9 protein-coding genes and 1 riboswitch are annotated in these 11,350 nt (G+C 73.7%); of the genes, 3 read left to right on the top strand and 6 right to left on the bottom strand.

What is annotated here, in order from left to right; all coding sequences use genetic code 11:
- Positions 1-67: 67 nt before the first annotated feature.
- On the bottom strand, positions 68-793 hold the full coding sequence (locus tag L7D48_RS19150) for a hypothetical protein (protein ID WP_237880685.1): 726 nt from the start codon (positions 791-793) through the stop codon (positions 68-70).
- 4 nt (positions 794-797) lie between these two features.
- The gene (locus tag L7D48_RS19145; RefSeq protein ID WP_237880684.1) at positions 798-1,322 is read right to left on the bottom strand and encodes a SigE family RNA polymerase sigma factor; all 525 of its coding nucleotides are present in this window, start codon (positions 1,320-1,322) and stop codon (positions 798-800) included.
- Positions 1,323-1,517: 195 nt separating this feature from the next.
- On the opposite strand from L7D48_RS19145, the gene L7D48_RS19140 reads away from it, so the two are divergent.
- Positions 1,518-2,348, top strand: coding sequence for a pectate lyase (locus L7D48_RS19140; protein ID WP_237880683.1), 831 nt, complete (start codon positions 1,518-1,520; stop codon positions 2,346-2,348).
- A 142-nt stretch (positions 2,349-2,490) separates the two neighbouring features.
- Here L7D48_RS19140 and L7D48_RS19135 read toward each other — a convergent pair whose 3' ends face one another.
- Positions 2,491-3,825 carry a hypothetical protein gene (locus L7D48_RS19135; RefSeq protein ID WP_374492840.1) on the bottom strand — a complete coding sequence of 445 codons (1,335 nt, stop codon included), beginning with the start codon at positions 3,823-3,825 and terminating at the stop codon, positions 2,491-2,493.
- Between the two features lie 396 nt (positions 3,826-4,221).
- Between L7D48_RS19135 and L7D48_RS19130 the strand changes: the two genes are divergently transcribed.
- Complete coding sequence (locus tag L7D48_RS19130; protein WP_237880682.1) at positions 4,222-4,575, top strand: hypothetical protein; 354 nt, start codon at positions 4,222-4,224, stop codon at positions 4,573-4,575.
- 68 nt (positions 4,576-4,643) lie between these two features.
- Here L7D48_RS19130 and L7D48_RS19125 read toward each other — a convergent pair whose 3' ends face one another.
- Positions 4,644-5,828: an NlpC/P60 family protein gene (locus L7D48_RS19125; RefSeq protein ID WP_237880681.1), complete on the bottom strand. Its 1,185-nt coding sequence runs from the start codon at positions 5,826-5,828 to the stop codon at positions 4,644-4,646.
- A 10-nt stretch (positions 5,829-5,838) separates the two neighbouring features.
- A riboswitch (cyclic di-AMP (ydaO/yuaA leader) is annotated at positions 5,839-5,980 on the bottom strand.
- Between the two features lie 166 nt (positions 5,981-6,146).
- Positions 6,147-6,749, bottom strand: coding sequence for a DUF1707 domain-containing protein (locus L7D48_RS19120; RefSeq protein WP_237880680.1), 603 nt, complete (start codon positions 6,747-6,749; stop codon positions 6,147-6,149).
- A 59-nt stretch (positions 6,750-6,808) separates the two neighbouring features.
- On the opposite strand from L7D48_RS19120, the gene pcrA reads away from it, so the two are divergent.
- Positions 6,809-9,340: a DNA helicase PcrA gene (gene pcrA, locus L7D48_RS19115; RefSeq protein ID WP_237880679.1), complete on the top strand. Its 2,532-nt coding sequence runs from the start codon at positions 6,809-6,811 to the stop codon at positions 9,338-9,340.
- A 68-nt stretch (positions 9,341-9,408) separates the two neighbouring features.
- On the opposite strand, the gene L7D48_RS19110 is transcribed toward pcrA, so the two are convergent.
- Positions 9,409-10,989, bottom strand: coding sequence for a peptidoglycan DD-metalloendopeptidase family protein (locus L7D48_RS19110; protein ID WP_237880678.1), 1,581 nt, complete (start codon positions 10,987-10,989; stop codon positions 9,409-9,411).
- Positions 10,990-11,350: the final 361 nt, after the last annotated feature.

Raw genomic sequence — 11,350 nt, 5'->3', positions numbered from 1 at the left:
GTCCGGTGAAGGAGCCGGCGGGGACCGCGGGCGGTGGGGCGGTGTGCGTCCGGCCGCCGGACGGCCGTCAGCCGGACGGTTCGGGGAAGGAGCCCCGGACCGTGTGCTCGCCGTCCGCCGCCGAGGCGGTCGCGGTGTAGCCGTCGCCCGCCGTCTCCCGCGCACCGGCCGCGTGGTCGTACTGGGCGGCGAAGACGTGCCGTCCGGCGGGAACGGTCCGGCCCTCCTTCAGCGTCCAGCGGTAGACCAGCGCGCCGCCGGTCTCGCGCGCGGTGACGGTGAAGTCGTCCTCGGGCAGGGTCCGCCAGCTTCCGGTGTGCCGTACGCCGCCGGTCTGGGCGATCCGCACCTCCAGCACGAGCGAGGTGAGGGGCTCGCGGGTGGTGAGTGTGACGTTGCTCTGCGCCCAGTAGGCGTTGCTGTGCGGGTCGACGGCGCCCTCGGAGCGCAGTGGCCCGCTGCCCGGCGCGTCCGGGGCCCGGCCGGCGGGGGAGGACCGTGCGGCGTCCGGACCGGGCGGGGCCGGGAGCGGGCCGGTGGCCACCTCCCGCGCCGGGCCGTCCTCGCGCACCGGGGAGGTGAGGGCGTGGGCGCCGGCGAGGAGCGCCGCGGTCGCGACCACGGTGACGAGGGCGACGCGGGGCCACGGCACGCCGCGCGCCCGGACGCGGGAGCGGCCGAGGCCGCCGTCCGGCCCGGCGGAGACGGCCCGGCTCACCCGTGCGTACATGCGCGCCCGGTCCGGCCGGTAGGAGCCGGCCTCTTCCCGCAGCAGCTCGTGCAGGGGATCCATCGATTCAGTGCTCTCTTCCCACCAGTTCGCCGGCGGTCCGTGTGCCCAGCAGCCGGCGCAGCTCCGCCATGCCCTTGGACGTCTGGCTCTTGACGGTACCCACCGACACTCCGAGGGTGAGCGCGGTCTCCTTCTCGGAGAGGTCGAGGGCGTAGCGGAGCACCACGCAGGCGCGCTTGCCGAAGGACAGCCTCGCCAGGGCCGTCCGCACGTCCACGACGGCCGCCACGTCCGGATCGTCCACCCGCTCGGGGCGGTGGAGGCGGAACAGCATCATGCGGCGCCGCTCGCGCACCGCGCCGCGGATGCGGGAGCGGGCCTTGTTGGCGACGACGCCGCGGGCGTAGGCGACCGGGTGGTCGGCGCGGCGTACGCGGTCCCAGCGGTGCCAGAGTTCGACCAGCGCGTCGGCCGCCAGGTCCTCGGCCGCGTCCGGCTCGCCCGTCAGCATGTGTGCGAGGCGGGCGAGTTCGGCGTGGTGGCGCTCGAAGAAGTCATGGAACTCGGCCGACGCGTCGTCCAGGACCATGGCGAGCCTCCGTTTGGTGTGCTCATGCCCGGCATGGGGCGCTGAGCATAGTAACCGCTTGCGAAACCTTGTTTCTTAAGTCTCCGGCCCCGTCTCCCGCCGGCGCGGGGAAAATTCCGCGCCGGCGGCAACCTTCCGGGCCCCTGCGGCGACATGAGGCTGCGAACACCCCCCACGAGAGTCGGGAACCCTCCTATGAACCTGAGAAGCCATCAGCGCGGCGGCCACCGCAGGCGGTTCACCCGCCGCCGCACCGTCGCGGCCCTGACCGCCGCCGTGGCGGCGGGAGCGGCGGTCGCCACCGGCGCCGTGCTCACGTCGTCGGCGGGCGCCGCCGCCACCTGGCCGACCGCCAAGGGCACGAAGGCCGTCTCCTCCACCATCGAGGTGTCGGGAACCCTCGACGGCGGCATGAAGCGCTACTACGGCAGCGGCGAACTGGGCGGTGACGGCCAGGACGAGGGCCAGGACCCGATCTTCAAGCTGAAGGACGGGGCCGTCCTGAAGAACGTGATCCTCGGCGCCCCCGCCGCCGACGGCGTGCACTGCACGGGCAGCTGCACCCTGCAGAACGTGTGGTGGGAGGACGTCGGCGAGGACGCCGCCAGCTTCAAGGGCACCTCGTCCTCGGCGAAGTACACCGTCACCGGCGGCGGCGCCCGCAAGGCCTCGGACAAGGTCTTCCAGTTCAACGGCGCGGGCACGCTGACGGTGAAGAACTTCGACGTGGCCGACTTCGGCAAGCTGGTGCGCGCCTGCGGCAACTGCAAGAAGCAGTACACCCGGCACGTCGTCGTCGACGGTGTGACGGTCACCGCGCCCGGCAAGTCCCTGGTCGGCATCAACAGCAACTACGGGGACACCGCCACCCTGCGGAACATCACGATCACCGGCGATTCCAAGAAGAAGATCACGCCCTGCGAGCGCTACCAGGGCAACAGCAGCGGCAAGGAGCCGTCCAAGATCGGCAGCGGCCCGGACGGGAAGCACTGCCTCTACTCCGCCTCCGACATCACCTACCGGTGAGCCGCCGCTGAGCCGATGTCGGACAACCGCTGAGCAGCCGCTGAGCGACCCCCTCCAGCCGCCCGCGCCCGCCGGTGTCCCCTCTCCCGGCGGGCGCGGGCACGGGCGGGGCTCTCCGGCGGTCCGGCTCTCCGGCGGCCTGTCAGTCCAGGACGTCGATGGAGTAGCGGTTGGTCTCCACGCCCGCCGCGGTGATCACCTGCACCTCCACCCGGCCGGGCTCGACGTCCACCGGCACCGGGACGGTCAGCACGGTGTCGGCCGGGTTGGCGAAGCCCCCGGCCACCGGGACCAGGGGGACGTGGACGTGGACGGCGCCGATGCGCACCGTCGTCCGGGCCAGCCGGTCCGGCGCCTCCGCGCCGGGCGGCACGAAGCCCGAGCCGCGGATCTCGATGTCGTCGCCGGTGCGGATCGGCGAGTCCAGGTCGCCCACCTCGCGGGAGCGGACGACGGACAGGATGACGGGCCGACCGCCCTCGGAGTACTTCCCGGCCAGGTACGTCAGCGCCGAGATCGCCACCAGCAGCGCCAGCCCCCAGGGCAGGTCCGGCAGTTCGCCGGGCCGGCGGGCCAGCCGTACCGCCGCGAGGACCGCCGCCACCGAGCACACCGCCACGTACTGCACGTCCGCGAAGGAGCCGCGCCCGCCGTCGTCGGTGAGCAGGTCGGCGGCGCGCGGCCGGTCGGCGCGCACCTTCTGCAGGCGCTGCGCCCGCACCCGCAGCGCGACGATCCGGTGCACGGTGACGGCGACCGCGCAGCACAGGGCGAGGACGGTCAGCAGCCCGGCGCCGCGCCCCAGGTCCAGGCCGGCGAGCAGCCGGGTGGGCGCGTCCGCGCCGGGCGCGAGGGCCAGTCCGACGGCGACGACCAGCACGGAGTAGGAGGCCAGCAGCACCCAGACGGCGGCGACCGTGCGCGAGGTGGACAGCCGCCCGTCCTCGCCGGTCACCGGCGCCAGCACCCCGCCGCGCGCCCGGTGCAGCAGTGCGGCGGCGGTCAGCGCGGCCGCGCAGACCAGCGCGGCGGCCAGCCCGGCGGTACGCCCGGTCGTCCAGCCCGCGCCGAGCACCGCGGTGACGGCCTGGCCGGCCAGCAGCAGCGCGACCGCGCCCCAGACGGCGGCGGCGGTGCGCCGCCACAGCCCGCCCAGCCGGAAAGCGGCCTCCGCGCGGGTGTGTTCGGCGACGGTGCGGGCCGCCTGGGTCAGTTCGTCGGAGACCCACTGGCGGGAGGCGCCGGGCGAGTGGGCGAGGGCCGCGGGCACTCCGGCACCGGCCGCGAGTTCGTCGCGCCGCCGCCGGAACTCGGCCAGTGCGCGGCGGCGGCCCTCCCGCACCCCGTGCGGGCAGTCCGTACAGGCGCAGCCGCCGTCCCCGGCCGGCGGAGTGCCGTCCGCCGTGCCGGACGGCCTCGCCGTCCCCTTCGGGGGCGCGCTCGCCGTACCGCCGCCCCGCGCCGTGTCCACGGCCACTGTCGACCCACCTCTCCCCGGCTCTCCCCGAGCCGCCGACTCTCCGGCAACGGGAGGGAATTGTGCCCTACGGGAAGGGGGCCGGGGCGGTGTTCCCGGTCGTTCCCGGCTGTTCCACGGCTCGCTCCCGGCCCGTTCCCGGCCCGCCCCGGCCCTGTCCTCCCGGGTGCGGAGGCCGGTTCGCGGTGGTGGCGGGGTGGGGAGGCGCTGCCGGGAGCGCCGCGCGTTCACCACCCGGACGAGTGAGCCGCCCCGGCGGACGGTGTGCCTCCCGGGGGTGACGGAGGCCGTTCAGTCCTCCTCGGCCGGCCCGGGGTGCGCGACCGGCGCGGAGGTGGGAGCCGATGAGCGCCCTGGCCGAGGGCGGCGGAGGGCCCCCGGATACGCTCGCCTGCCATGGAGGCACTCACCCACTTCTTCGTCGGCCTGCACATCGTCGGCATCGGCGCCCTGCTCGGCGGCTTCATGACCCAGATGAAGGCCATGGGGGCCGGCGAGGCCCGCATCGTCCCGGCGATGCTGCACGGAGCCCTCACCATGCTGGTCACGGGCATCGCCCTGGTCGGCCTGAACGAGGCCGACGGCCAGACCGTCAACCACATCAAGATCGGCGTGAAACTCGCCCTGCTGGTGGCGATCCTCGGCCTGGTCTACGTCAAGCGGGACGAGGAGCGGCTGCCCGCGCCGCTGTTCGGCACCATCGGCCTGCTCACCGTCGCCAACATCTTCATCGCCGTCATGTGGGTGTAGCCGGTCACACCCGCGGAGGGCGGCGGTGCGAGGCACCGCCGCCCTCCGTTCGTCCCGGGCCGTTCGTCTCAGGCCGGACGGACCGCGCTGTGGAAGGGCATGTGGTCGACGGACTCGTAGCGCACCTCGGCGCCCGGCTTCGGCGCGTGGATCATCTGGCCGCCGCCCGCGTAGATGCCGACGTGGCTGATGTCGTCGTAGAAGAAGACCAGGTCGCCCGGCCGCATTTCGGCCCTGGCGATCCGGGTGCCCGCCTCCACCTGGTCGTAGGTGGTGCGCGGCAGTGAGACGCCGGCGCTGAGCCAGGCGGCCCGCGTCAGACCCGAGCAGTCGTAGGAGTTGGGGCCGGTGGCGCCCCAGACGTACGGCTTGCCGAGCTGGGCCTCGGCGAAGGCGAGCACCTTGTCGGCCTTCGCGGCGTAGGAGCCGTCCGCGGTGCCGGTGCCGGTGTCCGTGCCGCCGGTGCCCGTGCCCGTGCCGCTGTCCGCCGGAGCCTCGGCCTGCTCCCCGCTCTCGGCGGCGGCTTCGCGGCGGGCCTCCTCCCGGCGCTCGCGTTCGGCAGCGGCGGCGGCCGCCTTGCGGCGGGCCTCCTCCTGCCGCTTGCGCTCGGCAGCGGCCAGGCGAGCCTTCTCCTCGGCGGTCAGCTCGGACAGCAGCTTGCGGGCCTGCGCCAGCTTGCCCTGGACAGTCTTCCTGCTGTCCGCCAGCTCCTCCTGCGCGTCGGTGAGCTCGGCCAGGCTCGCCGAGGCCTCCGAGCGCTTCTTCTGGGCGGCGCGCTGCTGGTCCCGGTAGTCGTCGACGGCCTGGCGCTGGCGGTCGGTGATCCGGTCCATCAGGTGCTTATGGCCGAAGAAGTCCTGGGGATTGTCGGACAGGAGCAGCACCGCGGTGCCGGAGACCCCTCCGGTGCGGTACTGCGCGGTGGCGTAGCCGCCCAGCTTCCGGCGGGCGTCGTTGAGCCTGTCCGTGCGCTCGGCCGCCTCGTCGAGGAGCCGGTCGACCTTCTCGCGCTGCTCGTCCGTCCTCTCCTTGGCCGCGTTGTACTTCTGCGTCGCGCTGCCCGCCTCCCGGTACAGCGCGTCCACCCGCTCGCGGACCTCCTCGATCGAGGGCCTGTCGTCCTCGGGCGAGGCATGGGCCGGGCCCTGGGACAGGAGGGTCGCGGAGGCGATGGCCGCGGTGGTGAGCCCGACCGCTCCGCGCCGGGAGGAGGGGGACAGCAGGGGGGTACGCGGTCTGCGGTGCGACGCCAAGGCGAGCGCTCCTTCCGTGGAACACCGCCTACCGGGTTAGCTGACGGGTTCGGGCGTCGGAAGTCCGCCCTACGGGCCCGCGGGCCCGATTCACCCCGTGGGGATTGGGTCCCCGGCCCCGGCCGCACGGCCGGGCTCGGCGGAGGCCGCCCGTGCCGGCGCTGTCGCCGGCGAGGGGTCCGGGCCGCCTGACGCTGGACCGTAGAGCACCGGTGGGGCTCCTGTGAAGACTGGTGTTCGGTATATCCCGAAACCGATTCGTTATCGGTCGGTTATCGTCCGTTTCGGGAGAACCGGCCGCGGCGGAGACGGCGGCGCTCAGTCGCGGGAGCGGCGCCCGGGCCAGCGGTACGGGTGGCGCACGACGATCGTCCCCACCTTGGAGCCGCCGCTGATCCGCAGCACCGGCATGCCGGGCACGGGCGGTTCGGTGGCCCGGTTGCGTACGGAGCCCATTCCGGAGGTGACCCCCTCGGCCCGCACCGTCCAGCCGCGCGGCACGACGACCTTGATCTCGCCCATCCCCGCGTCCAGTTCCACGAAGACCTCGCGGTGGCGGCACTCCGCCCGCGTGAAGTCGAGCACGATCCGCCCCAGCGTGGTCTTGGCGGTGATCCGCTCCGGCACCACCCAGTGGCCGTCCTGCCGGACGTCCCCGGCGACCGTCCTGAGCGCCAGCGGCTCCCGGTCGCTCGGGGCCAGACCCGCGGGGTCCTGGCCGGGCAGGTCCGCGACCAGTGCCTCCAGATCGCCGTAGGTCTTGGCGGCGAACGCCTTCTCCAGCCGCTCGTCCAGCTCCTCCAGGTCGATGCGGCCGTCGCCGGCGGCCTCGCGCAGCCGTTCGGCCACCGCCTCGCGGTCGGTGTGCCCGGCGCGCAGTTCCGAGCCGGGACGTGGGCGGGGCGCGGGGACGTCGGTCATGCCCGCCATCTTAGGAGCGCCGCCCCGCCCGGCGGCACGGCGTCCTAGACTCGACGGCGATGAGCAGCCTCTTCGACGACAGCTTCCTGGCCGACCTCGAGCCCTCCGGGGACGAGGAGCCGCCTCCTCCACCGGAGGATGCGTCCGCGCCGCCGGAGGACGGTGTCCCCGACGACCTCTTCGCGGGCGCCTTCGGCGCGGGCGGGGTGCGCGACGCCCACTACGGCAACGGCGCGGCCCGTCCCGTCGTCGACCCGGCCGCCCTGCTGGAGGGGCTCAACGACCAGCAGCGCGCGGCCGTGGTGCACACCGGCTCGCCGCTGCTGATCGTCGCGGGCGCCGGGTCCGGCAAGACGCGGGTGCTCACCCACCGCATCGCGCACCTGCTGGGCGCGCGCGGCGTCCACCCCGGGGAGATCCTCGCGATCACCTTCACCAACAAGGCCGCGGGCGAGATGAAGGAGCGCGTTGCGGAGCTGGTCGGCCCGCGCGCGCAGTCGATGTGGGTCTCCACCTTCCACAGCGCGTGCGTGCGCATCCTGCGGCGCGAGAGCAAGAGGCTCGGCTTCACCTCCAGCTTCTCGATCTACGACGCCGCCGACTCCCGCCGTCTGATGGCGCTGGTCTGCCGGGACCTGGAGCTGGACCCCAAGCGCTTCCCGCCCAAGTCGTTCAGCGCCCAGGTGTCGAACCTGAAGAACGAGCTGGTCGACGAGGAGGACTTCGCGGCCAGGGCATCCGACGGCTTCGAGAAGACGCTGGCCGAGGCGTACACGATGTACCAGGCGCGGCTGCGCGAGGCCAACGCCCTGGACTTCGACGACATCATCATGACGACCGTCCACCTGCTCCAGGCGTTCCCCGACGTCGCCGAGCACTACCGCCGCCGCTTCCGCCATGTGCTGGTCGACGAGTACCAGGACACCAACCACGCCCAGTACACCCTGATCAGGGAACTGGTGGGCGTGGACGGCGGCGAGGGGGAGGCGGCCGGAGCGGAAGGGGGCGCGATCGGAGGCGGGCGCGCCGAGCTGTGCGTGGTCGGCGACGCCGACCAGTCGATCTACGCGTTCCGCGGCGCCACCATCCGCAACATCCTCCAGTTCGAGGAGGACTACCCGGACGCGACCACCATCCTGCTGGAGCAGAACTACCGCTCCACCCAGACCATCCTCTCGGCCGCCAACGCCGTCATCGAGCGGAACGAGAACCGCCGCCCGAAGAACCTGTGGACCGATGCCGGGGCGGGCTCGCGCATCACGGGCTACGTGGCCGACACCGAGCACGACGAGGCGCAGTTCGTCGCCGAGGAGATCGACCGGCTGACGGACGCGGGCGAGGCGAAGGCGGGCGACGTCGCCGTCTTCTACCGCACCAACGCCCAGTCCCGTGTCTTCGAGGAGGTCTTCATCCGGGTCGGCCTGCCGTACAAGGTCGTCGGCGGGGTGCGCTTCTACGAGCGCAAGGAGGTCCGCGACGTCCTGGCGTACCTGCGGGTGCTGGCCAACCCCGAGGACGCGGTGCCGCTGCGCCGCATCCTCAACGTCCCCAAGCGGGGCATCGGCGACCGGGCCGAGGCGATGATCGAGGCGCTGGCGCTGCGCGAGAGGATCACCTTCCCGCAGGCGCTGCGCCGGGTCGACGAGGCGTACGGCATGGCGGCCCGCTCGGCCAACGCCGTCAAGCGCTTCAACGCGCTGATGGAGGACCTGCGCACGGTCGTGGAGTCCGGGGCCGGGCCGGCGACCGTGGTGGAGGCGGTGCTGGAGCGCACCGGATACCTGGCGGAGCTCCAGGCGTCCACCGATCCGCAGGACGAGACCCGGGTGGAGAACCTCCAGGAACTGGCCGCCGTGGCGCTGGAGTTCGAGCAGGAGCGCGGCGAGAACCCGGGCACGCTCGCTGAGTTCCTGGAGCAGGTGGCCCTCGTCGCCGACTCCGACCAGATCCCGGACGAGGACACCGAGGGATCGGGCGTGGTGACGCTGATGACGCTGCACACCGCCAAGGGCCTGGAGTTCCCGGTCGTCTTCCTGACCGGGATGGAGGACGGCGTCTTCCCGCACATGCGGACCCTGGGCAAGACCAAGGAGCTGGAGGAAGAGCGGCGCCTGGCGTACGTCGGCATCACACGGGCGCGCGAGCGGCTCTACCTCACGCGCTCGGCGATGCGCAGCGCATGGGGGCAGCCCGCGTACAACCCGCCCTCCCGCTTCCTGGAGGAGATCCCGGAGCAGTACCTGGAGTGGAAGCGCACGGGGCCGATGGCCGCGCCGGGCGGAGGGGCGAGGGGCGGCGCCGGGGGGCTGTCGTCGACGGCGTCCTCCCTCTCGTCGTCGCTGTCCTCGTCGTTCCCGTCCGGCCCGGCGGCCTCGCGGCGGCGCGGTCCGAGCGGCTTCGCCACGGGCCGGGCCAAGGACCGCCCGGTCGTCGCGCTGGAGGCCGGGGACCGGGTGACGCACGACAGCTTCGGGCTGGGCAGGGTCGTGGCGGTGAAGGGCAGCGGGGACAACGCGGAGGCGACCATCGACTTCGGCGGCGACAAGCCGAAGCGGCTGCTGCTGCGGTACGCCCCGGTGGAGAAGCTCTGAGGGAGCTCTGAGGGAGCTGCGGGCCCCGGCCGGCGGCGCTGACGGCGCGTCGGCCGGGGCGGGCGGGATCAGGTGGGGTCGAGGCCCTTGGCGCGGAACCAGGGCAGCGGGTCGATGGCCGCGCCGCCGGCCGGCCGCACCTCGAAGTGCAGATGGGGACCGGTGGACTTGCCGGAGTTGCCCGCGTAGGCGATGGTGTCGCCGGCCTTGACGTAGCCGGAGCGGATCCGGGTGCTGCTCAGGTGGCAGTACCAGGTCTCGGTCCCGTCGGGCGCGGTCACTATCGCCATGTTCCCATAGGCGCTGTGCCACTGGGTCCTGACCGTGCCGTCGGTGGCGGCCATGACCGGGGTGCCGTAGGCGACGGGGAAGTCGATGCCCGTGTGCAGCGACACCCAGTTGATGCCGGCCTGCCCGTAGTACGCGCTGAGCCCGTGCTGGGCCACCGGGAGTGCGAACTTGGGGCGCATCGCCTCCTTGCGCGCCGCCTCGGCCGCCTTGCGCTTGCGTTCGGCCTCCTGGCGTTCCTTGAGGTCGATGCGCTCCTGGGTGCGGCTGGCGCGGTCGGCGAAACCCTCGGCCTCGTCGGAGAGTCCGGCGAGCTGGGTGTCGAGCTTGCTGTTGGCCGCCTTGGACTTGACCGCGGAGACGGCGTCGGGGGCGGCCTGGGCGGTGGTGTCCTCGGCCTCGTCGCCGACACCGCCGACGGAGGCGGCGGCCACGGCGGTCACGCCCATGACGCAGACGGACGGCACGGCGACGGTGAGCAGCGCCGAGCGCTTCGGCCGCGCGGAGCGGCGGCGGCGCGAACCCGCCGGACGTGCCGGCGGCCCGGACCTCCGCGGATCCTCCTCGTGCTCCTCCGGCCCGGCCGGGCCGGGGAGGTCGAGGGGGTCGGAGGTGCCGGGCCGCTCGGTGGAGTCGGTGGGGTCGGCGGACTCGGCCGGTCCGTGGCCGGGTTCGGGTTCTGGGGCGGGGAAGGCGCCGGTTCCGTCCGTGTCGGCGGATGAGTGGGCACCGTACCCGGCGTATTCGCCGTACTGGTCGTACTCGCCGTATCCGGTGTGCTCGCCGTACTGGTCGTACTCGCCGTTCTCGCCGTGGAACCGTCCGTCGCCGGCCCCGGGCTCCACCGCGGGGTGGGAGCCGGACTCGTCCCAGGAGCCGGCGGAGTAGCCGTCGGAGTAGCCCTCGTGGACGGCGTGCTGCCCGGTGTCCCCGCTCCAGGGGGTCTCGGGCGGGACCGCCGGGCCGGTGTGGACGCCCGTGCCGTAGCCGGTCTCCGCCCAGCCGTGGCCGCTGCCGTCCGGGGACTCGGCGGGCTGCGCCGGGGCGTGCGTCCAGGAGCCGGCGGGGTAGCCGTCGTAGGCGGCGTGCTGCCCGGTGTCCCCGGTCCAGCCGCCGGAGGAGAACCGCTGGTCGGCGGGGGTCTGGGAGGTGTCGCCCGGCATCGCCCCGAAAAGGGGGTCGCCGTCGCCGTACGCGGCGCCGAGGGCTTCGGAGGTGCCGGTGACGTAGCCGTACGGGGTGTCCTGCGAGCCCTGGTAGCCGTACGCGGACTGGTCGTACGGGGAGCCGTAGGGGCCGTACGAGGAGTCGGCGGGGGAATCGGCGGGGGTCGAGACTCCCGACAGGTGACGGTCGTTCACCACCAACTTCTCTTTCGCCTCGACGACAGGGGCGGAGCAGTGCGGCGACTGTACCCGGCGGTATGCGACGGCGACAATCTTCGGCAGGTTTCGGACGGCCGGGAAACGGGCATTCGGTCGCCTTTTGGTTGACTACGGATCAGTACTTGGCCGCGCGTTCGAAATCAGTTCGAATAAATTGGGTGCCGGAAGGAGCCGGGAGACACCGAATCGGCGTCACGGGCCCGGAAATTCCCGTGCGGGGACACGGAGATACGGGTATGCGGGGAAAGCCCGCGGGAGGGTGTCCCGGGAGCGGCGGCGGAGAAGGCCGGCCGGGGGCCGGTCAGGCGGCCCCGGCGGATCCCCGTTCCGCCCGCCC

It is taken from the genome of Streptomyces sp. ICN903, from assembly GCF_022015835.1.
Taxonomy (GTDB): domain Bacteria; phylum Actinomycetota; class Actinomycetes; order Streptomycetales; family Streptomycetaceae; genus Streptomyces; species Streptomyces fenghuangensis.
Note: the sequence above shows the minus strand (reverse complement) of the source record. Positions and strands in the feature narration are given on the sequence as shown.